12 protein-coding genes are annotated in these 13949 nt (G+C 64.4%); 9 read left to right on the forward strand and 3 right to left on the reverse strand.

Annotated elements, in window-relative coordinates:
• Window positions 1-80: 80 nt before the first annotated feature.
• The 9 genes from V8683_RS15070 (at window position 81) to V8683_RS15110 (ending at window position 10313) form a co-directional block, all read left to right on the forward strand.
• Complete coding sequence (locus V8683_RS15070) at window positions 81-1751, forward strand: MFS transporter (protein ID WP_411186734.1); 1671 nt, start codon at window positions 81-83, stop codon at window positions 1749-1751.
• Window positions 1752-2144: 393 nt separating this feature from the next.
• Window positions 2145-2471, forward strand: a complete 327-nt coding sequence (locus V8683_RS15075) for an NIPSNAP family protein (RefSeq protein WP_411186732.1) — start codon at window positions 2145-2147, stop codon at window positions 2469-2471.
• Between the two features lie 46 nt (window positions 2472-2517).
• Window positions 2518-3405 (forward strand): NAD(P)-dependent oxidoreductase, encoded by an 888-nt coding sequence (locus V8683_RS15080; protein WP_411186730.1) that lies wholly within the window; start codon window positions 2518-2520, stop codon window positions 3403-3405.
• 25 nt (window positions 3406-3430) lie between these two features.
• Window positions 3431-4861, forward strand: coding sequence for an aldehyde dehydrogenase family protein (locus V8683_RS15085; RefSeq protein ID WP_411186728.1), 1431 nt, complete (start codon window positions 3431-3433; stop codon window positions 4859-4861).
• A gap of 113 nt (window positions 4862-4974) precedes the next feature.
• Window positions 4975-5376 (forward strand): carboxymuconolactone decarboxylase family protein, encoded by a 402-nt coding sequence (locus V8683_RS15090; RefSeq protein ID WP_411186726.1) that lies wholly within the window; start codon window positions 4975-4977, stop codon window positions 5374-5376.
• 114 nt (window positions 5377-5490) lie between these two features.
• The gene (locus tag V8683_RS15095; protein ID WP_411190429.1) at window positions 5491-6615 is read left to right on the forward strand and encodes a zinc-dependent alcohol dehydrogenase family protein; all 1125 of its coding nucleotides are present in this window, start codon (window positions 5491-5493) and stop codon (window positions 6613-6615) included.
• Window positions 6616-6704: 89 nt separating this feature from the next.
• Window positions 6705-8384 carry an MFS transporter gene (locus tag V8683_RS15100; RefSeq protein ID WP_411190428.1) on the forward strand — a complete coding sequence of 560 codons (1680 nt, stop codon included), beginning with the start codon at window positions 6705-6707 and terminating at the stop codon, window positions 8382-8384.
• Window positions 8385-8478: 94 nt separating this feature from the next.
• A complete protein-coding gene (locus V8683_RS15105; RefSeq protein ID WP_411186724.1) occupies window positions 8479-9162 on the forward strand; it encodes a GntR family transcriptional regulator in 684 nt (227 codons plus the stop codon).
• A gap of 371 nt (window positions 9163-9533) precedes the next feature.
• Window positions 9534-10313, forward strand: coding sequence for an alpha/beta fold hydrolase (locus tag V8683_RS15110; RefSeq protein WP_411186722.1), 780 nt, complete (start codon window positions 9534-9536; stop codon window positions 10311-10313).
• Window positions 10314-10525: 212 nt separating this feature from the next.
• On the opposite strand, the gene V8683_RS15115 is transcribed toward V8683_RS15110, so the two are convergent.
• The 3 genes from V8683_RS15115 to V8683_RS15125 all read right to left on the reverse strand — a co-directional run bounded on the left by V8683_RS15115 (window position 10526) and on the right by V8683_RS15125 (window position 13807).
• The gene (locus V8683_RS15115; protein WP_411186720.1) at window positions 10526-11476 is read right to left on the reverse strand and encodes a hydroxymethylglutaryl-CoA lyase; all 951 of its coding nucleotides are present in this window, start codon (window positions 11474-11476) and stop codon (window positions 10526-10528) included.
• Window positions 11477-11530: 54 nt separating this feature from the next.
• Complete coding sequence (locus V8683_RS15120) at window positions 11531-12904, reverse strand: MFS transporter (RefSeq protein WP_411186718.1); 1374 nt, start codon at window positions 12902-12904, stop codon at window positions 11531-11533.
• Window positions 12905-12991: 87 nt separating this feature from the next.
• On the reverse strand, window positions 12992-13807 hold the full coding sequence (locus V8683_RS15125; RefSeq protein ID WP_027796644.1) for an enoyl-CoA hydratase-related protein: 816 nt from the start codon (window positions 13805-13807) through the stop codon (window positions 12992-12994).
• Window positions 13808-13949 lie beyond the last annotated feature (142 nt).

The following is a 13949-nucleotide window of genomic DNA, read 5'->3' on the forward strand; positions in this document are numbered from 1 at the left end:
GAAGACCGCCGCGGCAATGGTCGTGCATGAGACCGGCGCGGGCGGCAGGGCGCGAGCGGCGGTCGACACAGGAGACAGCGATGGATGTCGGTATGGTGCGGGGCAGCCTCGAGCTGTCGCGCAAGGACAAGCGGGCCATGGCGGGCGCGGTGGCGGGAACCGTGTTCGAATGGTATGACTTCGTGCTTTACGGTTCGCTCGCGGACGTGATTGCCGCGAACTTCTTCACCGGCATCGATTCGGGCACGGCGTTCATCTTCGCGATGATGACGTTCTCGGTCGGCTTCGTTGTGCGGCCGCTCGGCGCCGTGGTGTTCGGCCGGCTCGGCGACATGATCGGACGCAAGAAGACCTTCATGACCACCGTGTCGCTGATGGGACTTTCGACCTGCGCGGTGGCGTTGACGCCGGGTTACGCGTCGATCGGCATCGCCGCGCCGGTGATCCTGATTCTCGCGCGGCTCCTGCAGGGCTTCGCGGTGGGCGGCGAGTTCGGCGGCGCGGCGACCTACGTGGCCGAGCATTCGCCGCAGCGGCATCGCGGCCGCAATACGGCGCTGATCCAGGCGACCGCATCGACGGGCCTGCTTGGCGCATTGATCGTGACGATCGTGACACGCGTTGCGACCGGCGCGAACTTCTTCGTGTGGGGCTGGCGCGTGCCGTTCTCGCTGTCGATCGTGCTGCTCGTCGTGTCGCTGCTGCTGCGCCGGCGCATGGACGAGTCGCCGGCATTCGAGAAGGCTCGCAAGGCTGGCGAGCTCTCCCGCGCGCCCGTGCGCGACGCGCTGCGCGGGCGCAACCTGCGCCAGGTGCTGATCGCGCTGTTCGGCGTCTGCGGAGGAATGACGGTGGTCTGGTACGTCGTCGTCATCTATCCGATGTTTTTCTTGACGCGCGTATTGCGGGTCGACGCGACCACGTCGAACCTGATCGTCGCGATCGCAATGATCGCCGCCGTGCCAATGCTCTACGGCTGCGGCGCGTTGTCGGACCGCTTCGGCCGCAAGCCCGTCTTGCTGGCCGGCTATCTGCTGGCCGCGCTGACGCTTTTCCCGGTGTTCCGCACCATCACGCACTACGCCAACCCCGCGCTTGCCGAGGCGCAGGCCGCGAGTCCCGCTGTGATTCATGCCGACCCGCGGCAGTGCGCGTTCATGTTCGATCCGGTCGGCGTGCGCACGTTCAGCAATGCTTGCGACGTCGCGCGCAAGACGCTGGGCGGCGCGTCGGCCAACTATTCGGTGGCGCCGGCGGCGCCTGGCGCGAAAACGACCGTGACGATCGGCGACACGGTGGTTGCGGGCTTCGACGCCACAGGCCTGAACGCCGTCGGGTTGAAAACGCAGGCCGAAGGATTCAACAAGGCGATCGGCGCCGCGCTCGTGAAGGCCGGTTATCCGCTGAAGGCCGACCCGCAGCAGTTCCGTTTCCTGCCCGTGCTCCTGCTCGTGCTTTACCTCGTGTTCGTGATGAGCCTGACTTATGCGCCCATCGCGGCGATTCTCGTGGAAATGTTCCCAACGGAATTGCGCTATACGTCGATGTCGATTCCGTTTCACGTTGCAAGCGGCTGGATCGGCGGGCTGCTGCCGGCGCTTTCGTTCGCGATTGCAGCCGCGCGCGGAAATATCTATGCGGGGCTATGGTATCCGCTGTTCTGGACGGCGTTGGCCATCGTCGTGACGTTGTTCTTGTATCGCGAGTCGCATCGGGTCGACATCTTCGCCACCGCGAAGAAGCGGGGTTAGCGATTCCGTCCGATATGTAACGGCTTGTCCGGAATGAGGCCGCAGCGCTGGAAAAGGCTGCCGGGATTGCCCGGCGGCCTTTTTTTTGCGCGGCACGGCCAAGCCGTCGTCCGGCCGGCGCGAAAAAGTACATTTATATTCTTGACCGATTGTCCGACAAGAATATAATCACGAAAATAGAAACGACACGAGCCGGCCCACTTTACGGGAGTGCTGGCCTTCGGCATCAGGATGGAGACAGACCGGCATGCACGCCCGATCGACCCGGTTTTTCACGCGTTCCGGCGCAACGCGCGGTCATCGTCCAGCCTGCTTTCCGACCGCGAAAGCCGTACGTAGTTTGCGGTGCGCGCCGCTGTTATCCCTTGTTCATAGTGAGCCAGCGAGAAACCAATGATTGTCGAAATGCGGATCTATCACTGCGCGCCGGGCCGGCTACCGGCGCTACACGAGCGTTTCACCAGCACCACGCTTGGCTTTTTCGACAAGTACGGAATCGAGCAGATAGGCTTCTGGACCACGCTGATCGGACCGAGCAATCACTCGCTGACGTATCTGCTGAAATGGGAAAGTCTTGTACAGCGCGAGGCCAGGTGGAACGCATTCCAGGCGGATCCCGAATGGATCGAGAAGCGTGCCGCGAGCGAAGCGGACAAGCCCATCGTCGAACGCATAGAGAATATTTTTCTGACGCCGACCACTTATTCGGCGCTGCGTTGAAACTCGGAAACATTACGTATTCCTTATCGCTTGGCAGGAAAGAATCATGAAACGACCGAAAAAAATCGGCTTTATCGGACTCGGCATGATGGGCGCGCCGATGGTGAAATGTCTTGTGGGCGCGGGCTTCGAGCTGTTCATCGACGACGTCGACGAAGCGCGCGTGAACACGCTGGCTGAGCTGCCCAACATTGCGCGGCTGACCCCCGGGAGTGCCGCGTCGCTCGACGTGCTGATCACGATGTTGCCCAATTCGGAGATCGTGGAGCGGGTCCTGTCGGGCGACGGCGGCGTGGCGGGCTGGGCGGCGCGGTTGCAAAAAGGCAGCGTCGTGATCGACATGAGTTCGGCGGAGCCGGAGCGCTCCCGCCGCCTCGGCAAGACGCTCGCGGAGTCCGGTCTCGACTATCTCGATGCTCCCGTGTCCGGTGGCGTGAAGCGCGCAACCGACGGCACACTCGCGATCCTCGTGGGCGGCGACGCGGCCGTGCTGGAGCGCTGCCGTTCCGTGCTCGACGCAATGGGCAAGAGCGTGCTGCACATCGGCGCAGCCGGCGCCGGACATGCGGCCAAGGCGCTGAACAACTACGTCTCCGCGGCGGGGCTCGTAGCGACGGTCGAAGCCCTTCATGTCGCCGAGCGCTTCGGCATCGATCCGGCTGTCATGAACGACGTGCTGAATGCGTCGACGGGGCGCAGCAACACATCGGAAAACAAGGTGCGGCAGTTCATGCTGAGCGGCACGTTCGCATCCGGCTTCGCGCTGCAACTGATGAACAAGGATCTGAAGATCGCCCGCGCGCTCTCCGAGGCAGTCCGCTATCCGATGAAACTCGGCGTGACCTGCGTCGGCCTGTGGAGCGACGCAGCGGCGCTTTCCACGCCCGCGACCGATCACACCGAGATGTACCGCCTGCTCGCCGACGAGGCCTGAGCGGCCGCCAATCAGGAGTTTTGCAATGCAACGAGGAACGCAGTTCTACATCGACGGAAAATGGGTGGAGCCCTCGGCGCCCGCGTGGTTCGAACTGGTCGATCCCGCAACCGAGACGCCGTTCGGAAAGCTCGCAATGGGCAACGCGGACGATGTCGAGCGCGCCGTGAATGCCGCGCGTCGTGCATTTCCCGGCTATGCCGCAACGAGCGTCGAGCAACGCGTCGTGTTGCTCGAGCGCGTCCTGAATATCTACGAGCGCCGCATCGACGAATTCGCCGAGGCGATGCGCATTGAAATGGGTTCGCCTATCGCGTTCGCGCGCGGCGGCCAGGCGGTTCGCGGAGTGGCGCACCTGCGCGCGCTGATCGACGTACTGCAGCGTTTCGAGTTCGAAACGCAGCGCGGCAGCACGCGTGTCGTGCTGGAGCCGATCGGCGTTTGCGGACTCATCACGCCGTGGAACTGGCCGGTCAATCAGATCGTCGTGAAGATCGCCCCCGCACTGGCCGCGGGCTGCACGATGGTGCTCAAGCCGAGCGAGTACTCGCCGGTCAGCGCGTGGCTGTTTGCCGAGGTGCTGGACGAGGCGGGCGTGCCGCCGGGCGTGTTCAATCTCGTGCACGGCGATGGCCCGGGTGTCGGCGCGGCGATCGCATCGCATCCCGGCATCGACATGGTGTCGTTCACCGGCTCGACTCGGGCCGGCGTTCTCGTCGCGAAGATGGCCGCGGACAACGTGAAGCGTGTTGCGCAGGAACTGGGCGGCAAGTCGCCCAACATCCTGCTCGACGATGTCGATCTCACCGAGGCGGTGAAGCGCGGCGTGGGCGCGTGTTTCACGAATTCGGGCCAGTCATGTTCGATTCCGACGCGCATGCTGGTGCCGCGCGCACTGATGGACGATGCCGCGCGGATCGCGAAGCAGGCGGCCGAATGCTATCGCACCGGCCCGACCGACGATCCCGCGACGCAACTAGGACCGTTGGTGAACCGCAATCAGTTCACGCGGGTTCAGACCTTGATCCAGACCGGCATCGACGAAGGCGCACGGCTCGTCACGGGGGGGATTGGCAGGCCCGAGGGCATCGAGCGCGGTTACTTCGTCAAACCAACCATCTTTGCCGACGTGACGCCCCGGATGACCATTGCGCGCGAGGAGATCTTCGGGCCGGTTTTGTCGATGATGCCCTACGACACCGAAGACGAGGCGATCGCGATTGCCAACGATACCGATTACGGCCTGGCCGCGTACGTGCAGTCGGGCAGCCTCGCGCGCGCGCGCAAAGTCGGGCGTGCGATACACGCGGGCGGCGTACACCTGAATTACCCGCCGGTCGACTTTCAGGCTCCGTTCGGTGGCTACAAGCGCTCGGGCAACGGCCGCGAGTGGGGCGAGGCCGGACTGCGGGAGTATCTGGAGACGAAGGCGCTGGTCGGCTACGAGCCGCATTGATTACCGGGAAAATTCACCGGATTCATTGCCGGGCAACGGGTCGGGAAAACCATGCAGCATGGCGCCTTGCCCGACCGCTGATCGCCCGTCATGAACCACAAAGGAAAAATGCAATGGAACGCGACGAATGTTTCAAGAGGGGTTTCGAGAACCGCAAGACGGTCCTGGGAGCCGCGCACGTGGAGAAGTCATGGGCCAACGCGGACGACTTCAACCGGCCGATGCAGAAGCTCGTCACCGAATACTGCTGGGGCGAGATATGGGGCGACGATACCTTGCCGTTCAAGATTCGCAGTCTGCTCAATCTGGGCATGCTCACCGCGATGAGCCAGCACCACGAACTGGCGGTCCACGTTCGTGGCGCACTGCGCAACGGCGTGACGAAAGACGAGATCCGTGCGGTGCTCATGCAGGCCAGCGTGTATTGCGGCGTGCCGCTCGCGCTGGCCGCGTTCCGGATTGCAAGCGAGGCGATCCGCGCATACGAGGCGGAACTGACAGCGGACCAGGGATAAGCGGCTTCCGTGAACGCTTATCCCGCAGGTCTTGCCGGGGAACAGCCGGCCCGGTGAGCGCGATGGACTCGCACCGGTCCCGCTGTCCTTTCAATTAATTAAGGAGACCATATGATGAAGATACGCGCTGCAGTGCTCGACCGGTCTGGCCTCCCGGCGCCCTACGCCGAGACGCGGCCGCTCTCCATTGAAACGGTCGAGCTCGCGCCGCCGGGTCCGGGCGAGGTGCTGATCCGCATCGTCGCGGCGGGTATTTGCCATTCGGACCTGTCGGTGGTCGAGGGCGTGCGACCCAGGCCGTTGCCGATGGTGATCGGCCACGAGGCCGCCGGCGTGGTCGAGGAGATCGGACCTCATGTGACCGATCTGAAGCCGGGCGATCACGTCGTGTCCGTGTTTGTCGCCGCATGTGGCCATTGCAATCCCTGCGCGAGCGGCCGCCCGGCGCTGTGCGAGCCCGGCGCGATTGCCGGCGCGGCTGGCTCGTTGCTTGGCGGCGGCCGTCGGCTGTCGCGCAATGGCGAGCCGCTGAACCATCACTCGGGCATTTCGGCGTTCGCCGAGTACGCAACCGTATCGAGGTATTCGCTCGTGAAGGTGGACCCGGAGATCGCGCTCGAAGAAGCCGCGCTTTTCGGCTGCGCGGTATTGACCGGCGTCGGCTCGGCGGTGAACGCCGCGCGTATCGCACCGGGTTCGCAGGTGGCGGTGATCGGGTTGGGCGGAGTCGGTCTCGCCGCGCTACTGGGTGCGCTCGCGGCCGGCGCGTCGCGTGTCGTGGCGATCGACGTGAACCCGGACAAGCTGGAACTGGCGCGCGCACTCGGCGCGACCGAGACATTCGACGCGAAGTCCGGGCACGTCGTCGAAGCGGTGCGCGATGCGACGGGCGGTGGCGTCGAGGTGGTGATCGAGACGGCCGGCGCGGGCGCCGCGCTGGAACTCGGCTACGCGATCGCACGGCGCGGCGGCGAACTGGTGACGGCGGGTTTGCCGCCGCCATCGACACTTTTCTCGATTCCCCCCGTCTCGCTGGTCGCCGACGAGAAATCGATTCGCGGCAGCTATATGGGCAGTAGCGTGCCGTCGCGCGACGTGCCGCGCTACCTCGATCTGTACCGGCGCGGCCGTTTGCCGGTGGACCGGCTCGTCACGCATCGTTTGCCGCTTGACGAGATCAACACCGGAATGGACCGTTTGCGCGATGGCAGGGCGGTCCGGCAGATCGTGACGATGTAGCGGCACGGGCCGGCGCGAGGCGCGAGATGTCCGCGTGGCCCGCACGCGCGGTACTTTCCAGACACGACAGGCAGGAGACAGAGAAAATGATGGGTTCGGACGTGGCAAGCGCTCGCAATGGCACGCAGGTATCGGAAGGCATGAGCACCTCGACGGTGCGGGTCATTGCGGCTGCCTCTATCGGCACGGTGTTCGAGTGGTACGACTTCACGCTGTACGGTTCGCTCGCAACGGTAATTGCGAGCCGCTTCTTCGCCGGCGTGAATCCGGTGACGGGATTTATATTTGCACTGCTGACCTTTGGGGTCGGTTTCATCATGCGGCCGGTGGGGGCGGTGGTGTTCGGCCGGATCGGCGACCGGATCGGCCGCAAGCGCACTTTCATCGTGACGATCGCGATCATGGGCTTGTCCACGGTTGGCGTCGGCTTGTTGCCGGGTTATGCGTCCATCGGCATTGCCGCGCCGGTGATTCTGATCGGGCTGCGCATGCTGCAGGGGCTCGCCCTGGGCGGCGAATACGGCGGCGCCGCGACCTACGTCGCCGAGCATTCGCCGAAGAACCGGCGCGGATTCAATACCTCGTGGATCTCGGCGACCGGCACCGTCGGCCTGCTGATGTCGTTCGCGGTCGTGCTTGCCACGCGCGCGCTGACCGGCGAGCAATTCGACACCTGGGGCTGGCGCGTTCCGTTCATCTTTTCGATCCTGCTGCTCGTGGTCTCGGTACTTATCCGGATGAAGATGGAAGAGTCTCCGGCGTTTCAGGCGTTGAAGAACGAGAACCGGCTGTCGCGCTCGCCGCTGAAGGACACGTTCTTCGATCTGGCGAATCTGAAGCGGCTGTTGGTCGCGCTCTTCGCGATCTGCGGCGGCATGACCTGCGTGTACTACACCGCCGTACTGTATCCGACCTTTTTCCTGACCCATACGCTGAAGGTTGACGCGACCGCGGCCAACGTCGTCGTCACGCTGGCAACGCTTGTCTGCACGCCGCTTTTTCTGGTATCGGGCTGGCTGTGCGACCGTTTCGGACGCAAGCCGATCCTGCTGATCAGCTTCGTGCTGACCGCGCTCACGCTGTTCCCGATTTTCCACGCGATGACGCGCTACGCGAATCCCGCGCTTGCCGAGGCGCAGGCGAACGTGCCCGTATGGGTCGGCGCCGACGCGCAATCCTGCTCGTTCATGTTCAACCCGCTCGGCTCGCGGCATTTCACGAGTTCGTGTGACATCGCACGCGAAGCGCTGACCGAAGCGGGCGTCAGCTATGAAACCCACGACGCGCCGGCGGGCCAACCGGCGACAGTGCATATCGGCGGCGATGCCGTCGAGGCCTACGACATATCAAGTCTCGCGGCGGGCGAAGCGAAGGCGAAGTCGACGGCATTTGCCGCGCGCTTGAGGCAGGCGCTCGACTCCGCTGGCTTCCCGCGCAAGGCCTCGCCGGAACGCTTTAACAAGCCGATGGTGTTTCTGCTGCTGGTCGTGCTGCTCGCGCTCATGACGCTCGCGTTGACGCCGACCGCGCCCGCGCTCGTCGAGATGTTCCCCACGCGAATCCGCTATACGTCGATGTCGTTTCCGTATCATTTCGCGAGCGGCTGGATTGGTGGCCTGCTGCCGACAATCTCGTTCGCGTTGTCCGCGCAACAGGGCAACATCTATTTCGGGCTGTGGTATCCGGTGGCGTGGATCGTCGGTTCGTTCGTCATCGCGCTGCTGTTCCTGAAGGAGACGAAGAACGTCGATCTGGCTGCGGATTTTTGACCGGCGTGGCGCTGTTGAGAGGCGCAATCCTGGATAATTCGAAGACATTCCATGTATGATGCGAACGGTTTGAATTGTCGGACGGGAGTACATTATGTCGATCGAGATTGCCGTTGTAAGGCCTGAGACACTGCGCCACCAGGTCGAGAACGTATTACGGCAGGCGATCATGAGCGGGCGCTTCGCACCCGGCGCGCGACTGATCGAGCGTGAACTGTGCGAGACGCTCGGTGTGAGCCGGACCTCGGTGCGTGAAGCGCTGCGCCGGCTGGAAGCGGAGAAGCTGGTCCGCAGCGTGCCGCACAAAGGGCCGGTCGTCGCGGTCATGTCACGACAGGAAGCGGCGGAACTGTATGCGTTGCGCGGATTGCTCGAAGGCTTCGCCGCGCACGAATTTGCGCGGCTGGCAGCCGATGCGGCAATCGCCCGGTTCGGTGAGGCGGCGAAGGAATTGCGCGCGCAGGCCGCGGCGCAAGACCAGGCTGGCGTGCTGAAGGCAAAGGCCGCGCTGTATGACGTGCTGCTCGATAACTGCGGTAACGCGCTTATCAAGGAGATACTGACGAGTCTCTATTCGCGCGTGAATCTGCTGCGGGCGACCTCGCTGATGCACCGCGATCGCCTGCCCAGCAGCCTGCGCGAAATCGACCGGCTTTACAAGGCGCTCAAGGCGCGCAATGCCGACGCGGCCCAGGAAGCCGCGCGTCTGCATGTGGCGAATGCCGAGAAGGCCGCCATGCGAATGCTGGAGAAGACCGAGGCCGAAGGACAAGAGTAGGACGCTTGCGGGAGTTGTCGGTTGTTGTCGAGTGGGCGTAGAAACACCGGAATTTTTTCCAATGCGTCGTTATCCAGAACAAAAATCACCGACGCGAAATTCGACGATCACCCATCGACGCGATGCTCACGCGATCAGCGGAAGTATGTGAGGCCGCTGCTTGCCAGGCTCAGTGGCGACGACCAGACAATGGTCGCCGAGATGGCGGAGCGGCTGTCTGGTCGTCCTGCGCAACGCTGGGAGATGGGCGCTGGTCGTCACGGTTCGCACAACGATTCTGCTGCGGAGAGACCGGAGCGGGCGCGTCATCGCAGTCTTCGAGAAGCGCTGACGATGGATCCACTATCAGGGTTGCCGATGGAGGCACTCGCATGCATCAAGCAACATCAACCGTATCGGCTGCCGATCAGGCGGGGCACCAGCAGGGGTATACGTTCGTTCTGGTCCATGGCGCCTGGCACGGCGGCTGGTGCTGGCGGTTCGTGATGGAGCGCCTGCTTGCGCGAGGGCACCGTGCCTTCGCACCGACGCTCACCGGGCTCGGCGAGCGGCGCCACCTGCTGGAAGCGGTGACGTCGCTCGACGTATCGATCTCCGACATCGAACGCCTTTTCGAGGCGGAAGAACTGGAAGACGTGGTGCTGGTCGGGCATAGCTTCGGCGGCCTCGTGGCCTCCGGCGTTGCGGACCGGCGGCGCGAATCCATTCGTGCTCTGGTGTGTCTTGACAGCCTGCTGGTCGAAAGCGGCGAATCGGCTATGGACGTGTTGCCGGGCAGCGTCGTCGCCGAACGCCTCGCGGCGGTCGAGGGAAGCGGGCAAAGGCTTGGAATGCCGGTGAACGGTCTTGCCGGTACTGGCATTCCCGACGACCATCCGCTCGCCGCGTGGGTGCGCCGCCGTTTGACGCCGCATCCGCTCGCGACGTATCAGTCGCGGCTCACGTTGCGCCATGCGTTGGGCAACGGTCTGCCGCGCACCTATGTGCATTGCGCGAACCCGTCGTACGACACGCTCGCGCTGGTACGCGAACGGATTCGCGCCAGCGACGGCTGGGGCTGGGAAACGCTCGACACGGGACACGATGCGATGGTGCTGGCCCCCGACCTGCTCGTCGATCTGCTCGAACGGCTGGCTGGCCGGGCCGCTTGAGCGGCGTCAGCGGCCCCGGCAGGGCTCTCGAAGTACGATATGGCCGACTTCCGTCGCCGCGCGGGCCAGCAGCGCGGCGGGCATCACCATGACCATTGACGTGCCCGACAGGTGAAGGATGGCGTGACGACGGGAAAGACGCCACGATAGCGCGAGGTGACGGCAGGTCGATTCATGTCATCCGGTGAATGACGGCCAACCTGGGTGAAGCCTCATGCCGTCACGGCTTGCGAAGGTACGAAGGTTTTCGGCAAACCAGCCCGTGCGATCGCGCCGGTGAATGGCTCGCCCGGCAGCCACGCGGCGATCGTTTCCCGGATCGCCAGCAGCCGGCCGATGTCGATGCCGGTATCGAACCCTTCGGATTCGAGCAGGAATACGGTGTCTTCGCTATTGATGTTGCCCGTCGCATTAGGCGCAAACGGACAGCCGCCAAGACCGCCGAGCGACGCGTCGAAGCGGCGCACGCCGGCATCGAGTGCGGCGATCACGTTGGCCAGACCCAGCCCGCGTGTATCGTGGAAGTGGCACGCCACCGGCACTGTGCCCGCCAGCGCGCAGACCTTGCGCAACAGCGCACGCACCTGTCCAGGATTCGCGTAGCCGACCGTATCCGCGATCGTGATCTCGTCGGCACCGGCTTCGAGCAACGTATCGACGAGACCGAGCACGGTGGCTTCGTCCACCTTGCCGGCGATCGTGCAGCCAAAAGCGGTCGCGACACCCGCGCCGAGCACGACGTCGCGCACCCCGGGCAGCGGGCTGGCATCGCGCTCCGCGACGATCCGCGCGAAATCGTCAACCGATTCCGTGGTGCTGCGCCGCACGTTTTTCAGATTGTGTTCGTTGCTCGCCGAGAGCACGTAGTGCACCTTGCGCAGACCGACGTCGAAGGCACGTTGCGCACCCTTCATATTCGGCACCAGCGCGGCCGCATGCAGGCCGTCGATGGCAAGCGCGCCTGTCGCGACCTCGACCGCATCCGCGAACTGCGGCACGACTTTCGGCGGCACGAACGAGGTGACTTCGATCTCGGTCACGCCGGCATCCACCATGCGCGCGCACCAATCCAGCTTGCGGGCGGTGCTGAGGATCGTGCCGACCATCTGCAGCCCATCGCGCAGGCCGACTTCCCGAACCTGCGCCGTTTCCCTGTTATCCATGGTCCTTTGCTCCTTAAAGGCGGGTTTGCGTGACGTCACGCTGCATGGCGTTCTTCACGGCGTCGCATCGGCCACCGGCTGCCCACCCTCGGGCTGGCTTTCGTCCGCCTGACGATGCGCGTCGGTGGCCGCCGAGGTCTGCGGCGCGAAGACGATCGCCGCGACAGCGCCGAGCGTCATCAGCACGGCGATGGCGGCGAGGCCGCCGGACATGCTGTGCGTCAGCGTCTTGATCGAGCCGATGATCATCGGGCTGAAGAAGCCGCCGAGCAGTCCGATGCAGTTAACGATCGCCACGCCGCCGGCCGCGCCGCTGCCGCGGATGTAATCGGTGGAGATGGCCCAGATCAGCGGATTGGGCGCGAGAATGCCGGCTGTCGCGATCGACAACGCTACCAGCGACAGCGCCAGATTGCCGCCGGTAAAGCCCGCCGCCACGAGGCCGGCGGCGCCGAACAGCATTGCAATCGCGCAGTGCCAGCGGCGCTCCATCGTGCGGTCGGAATTGCGGTTGAGCATCACGAGTGCGACCCAGCTCACGAAGTACGGGATCGCCGAGTAGCACCCGACATACAACGGGCTGTTGACGCCCGATTCCTTGATCAATGTCGGCAGCCAGAAGCCGATTGCGAACACGCCCGCGATCTGCGTGAACCAGACGAAGCCCATCACGTACACGCGAAAGTCGACGAGTGCACGGCCGAAGGTGTGTTCCGCATGCGTGGCGCTGACGCTCGAACTGCGCTGCAGATCGTTCAGCACTACCGCCTTTTCGCTGTCGTTCAGCCACGCCGCCTGCTGCGGACCGTCATCCAGATAGAAGAACGCGACGATGCCGAGCACGCTCGCGGGCAGCCCCTGCGCAATGAACATCCATTGCCAGCCGTGCAGTCCGAACGAACCATTGGCATACGTCATCAACGCGCCGGACAGCGGACCGCCGAACAGCCCCGCAATGCCGGTCGCGCACGTAAAGAGTGCGATGACCTTGGCGCGCCGCTCGACGGGGTACCAGCGCGTCAGATAGAAGATCACCCCCGGGTACAGGCCGGCTTCCGCGAGTCCGAGCAGGAATCGCACCGCGTAGAGGTGAGCCGGCAGCTTCACGAAGGCGGTCGCCGCGGCGACGATGCCCCACAGGATCATGATCCGCGAGAACGTGCGCTTCACGCCGATGCGCGCGAGCAATAGATTGCTCGGCACTTCCATCAGCACGTAGCCGAGGAAGAAGATGCCGGCGCCGATGCTGTAGGTGAGATCGTTGAAGCCGACATCGTGCTTCATGTCGAGTTGCGCGATGCCGATGTTGATCCGGTCGAGAAACGCGAAGACATAGCACAGGAACAGAAACGGGATCAGACGTCGGGTAATCTTGCCGTAGGTCTGGTCCCCGTGAGCGTGTTGCGAACTGCCGGTCGTGGGTGTCATGCCTGTCTCCTCCGGGTATGCCGGTGGTCAAGCCGGCAGGTTCGTGCCTGCCGGTCCTGTGCTGCGCGGATTGCGAAGACCGCCGCGCTAACGGCCCTTGAATACCGGTTGACGCTTTTCGTTATACGCGCTGATTCCTTCCAGCCGGTCGGCGGTCGGGATCAGGCGGTTATATGCTTCGATTTCCACGTAGAGCCCAGTACGCAGATCGCCCTGCATGCCGAGGTCGATCGCTTTCTTCGCCTGGCTGACCGACAACGGCGCGCTGTTGCAGATGTCGCGTGCCGCCTCGATCGCATCGGCGAGCACTCGCCCCGGTTCGCACAGCCGGTTGACGACGCCCCACGCGAGCGCTTCCTCGGCGCTGAAGCGGGCGCCGCGGAAAATCAATTCCTTGGCGCGGCGCACGCCGATCGTGCGGGGCAACTGCTGGGTGCCGCCGCCGCCTGGCATGATGCCGCGCTTCACCTCGGTAAAGCCGAATACCGCCTGCTTCGACGCATACGCGAAATCGCAGGCCAGCAGCAATTCGAGTCCACCCGCGACGGCCGAGCCGTTGGCTGCGCAAATCAACGGGACCGGGCAGAAGGTGAGCGCGCGATTCATTCGCTCGAACAGGTAGTGCTGCTCGCCGAACTGCTCGTCGGTCATGCCTTCGCGCTGCTTGAGATCGGCGCCGCCGCAGAAAGCGCGCTGGCCCGCGCCGGTGAGAATCACGCAGCGATAAGCGGACGGCTCTGCTTCGAGCGAGCCGAACACACGGATCAGTTCGTGGCCGGTGGTCGTGCTGATCGCATTCGAGACGTCGGGTCGATTCAGCGTGACGACGAGAATCTGTCCATCGATCTCTTCGAGTTGCAGTGTGGTGAGCGGGGCAGAATCCAGACAGGTTGCGAGCTTCAAGATGTCTCCAGAGGGGCTTTCGTCAGCAGATGATTGTGTTCGCCGAGCTTCGGCGGGGGGGCCGCGCGGGGGGGCGCCCGCGCCCGCCCGCCGGCAGCACGGCCAGTGCCGACAGTCCGCTCACCGCCAACGCCAGCGCGGC

It is taken from the genome of Paraburkholderia sp. AV2 (assembly GCF_054968425.1).

Bases quoted from the DNA above. Each gene is read 5' to 3' on its own strand.
- V8683_RS15075 (WP_411186732.1), top strand. From the start codon at position 2,145: ATGATTGTCGAAATGCGGATCTATCACTGCGCGCCGGGCCGGCTACCG.
- V8683_RS15085 (WP_411186728.1), top strand. From the start codon at position 3,431: ATGCAACGAGGAACGCAGTTCTACATCGACGGAAAATGGGTGGAGCCC.
- V8683_RS15120 (WP_411186718.1), bottom strand. From the start codon at position 12,904: ATGACACCCACGACCGGCAGTTCGCAACACGCTCACGGGGACCAGACC.
- V8683_RS15105 (WP_411186724.1), top strand. From the start codon at position 8,479: ATGTCGATCGAGATTGCCGTTGTAAGGCCTGAGACACTGCGCCACCAG.
- V8683_RS15070 (WP_411186734.1), top strand. From the start codon at position 81: ATGGATGTCGGTATGGTGCGGGGCAGCCTCGAGCTGTCGCGCAAGGAC.
- V8683_RS15115 (WP_411186720.1), bottom strand. From the start codon at position 11,476: ATGGATAACAGGGAAACGGCGCAGGTTCGGGAAGTCGGCCTGCGCGAT.
- V8683_RS15110 (WP_411186722.1), top strand. From the start codon at position 9,534: ATGCATCAAGCAACATCAACCGTATCGGCTGCCGATCAGGCGGGGCAC.
- V8683_RS15080 (WP_411186730.1), top strand. From the start codon at position 2,518: ATGAAACGACCGAAAAAAATCGGCTTTATCGGACTCGGCATGATGGGC.
- V8683_RS15100 (WP_411190428.1), top strand. From the start codon at position 6,705: ATGGGTTCGGACGTGGCAAGCGCTCGCAATGGCACGCAGGTATCGGAA.
- V8683_RS15095 (WP_411190429.1), top strand. From the start codon at position 5,491: ATGAAGATACGCGCTGCAGTGCTCGACCGGTCTGGCCTCCCGGCGCCC.
- V8683_RS15090 (WP_411186726.1), top strand. From the start codon at position 4,975: ATGGAACGCGACGAATGTTTCAAGAGGGGTTTCGAGAACCGCAAGACG.